Origin of the sequence: Eubacterium sp. An3 (assembly GCF_002159465.1) — a bacterium.
Taxonomy (GTDB): Bacteria; Bacillota; Clostridia; order Lachnospirales; family Lachnospiraceae; genus Anaerobutyricum; species Anaerobutyricum stercoris.
This window is the reverse complement of sequence record NZ_NFIR01000110.1, coordinates 1-625: the sequence shown is the minus strand read 5'-3', so window position 1 is coordinate 625 and position 625 is coordinate 1. Positions and strand designations below refer to the sequence as shown.

General features: G+C 55.0%; 1 protein-coding gene and 1 pseudogene. Both read right to left on the bottom strand.

Features of this window, described 5'->3' with window-relative positions:
* Window positions 1–126 precede the first annotated feature (126 nt).
* On the bottom strand, window positions 127–318 hold the full coding sequence (locus B5F87_RS20580; protein WP_050616859.1) for a transposon-encoded TnpW family protein: 192 nt from the start codon (window positions 316–318) through the stop codon (window positions 127–129).
* A 44-nt stretch (window positions 319–362) separates the two neighbouring features.
* Window positions 363–625: pseudogene (locus B5F87_RS20575) on the bottom strand (ATP-binding protein); the annotation flags it as partial.

The following is a 625-nucleotide window of genomic DNA, read 5'->3' as shown; positions in this document are numbered from 1 at the left end:
TTTGCGGACGCGCTCAATCTCATTTTTCTCTTTTTCTGTGTACAGCATTTTCATGTCCTCCTTGGCTAAAAGTTTTGGTGTGTACCATCATCAGTTTAACACAAGGCGGCTGGCTTTATTAGCCGGTCACATCTGCTGTATTTCGTTTTTGAGCATACGCTTGATTTTGTCGCTCATGGTTTCGGTGCTGGTCTGGCTGAAATGGACGCGCACCTTGTAGGTGGTCTTGCCGATTTTCTTTACCAGCGCGGGGGCATCCTCCGGCGCTCTGGCCGGGGTGGTGTCTGCGGTCTGCATGGTACGGGTTTCTTCGCTCATGGCGCTCCTTTCTCCGGGCGGGGCTGCGCCGTCCGGCAAAACAATCAATCGCTCTTACGGTTCACAAGGTCTTTCGCCGCCTGCTTGGTGGCCCCGGCGTTTTCCTCCCGGAAGTTCTTCCCGGCAAAGAGGATCGGGGCGCACCGTTCTAGGATACGGTCATAGATACGGGCGTGGGCCAGGTCAGACGGGTTCTTGAGTTCGGCCAGTTTCAGGTTGGTGGTGATTATCATGGGCCTGCGGCTGCGGTAGCGGCTGTCAATGACGAAAAACATCTGCTCCATCGCATACTCGGTACTGCGCTCCA

Excerpts from the sequence above, each read along its gene's own strand:
- B5F87_RS20580 (WP_050616859.1), bottom strand. The coding sequence starts at position 318 with ATGAGCGAAGAAACCCGTACCATGCAGACCGCAGACACCACCCCGGCC.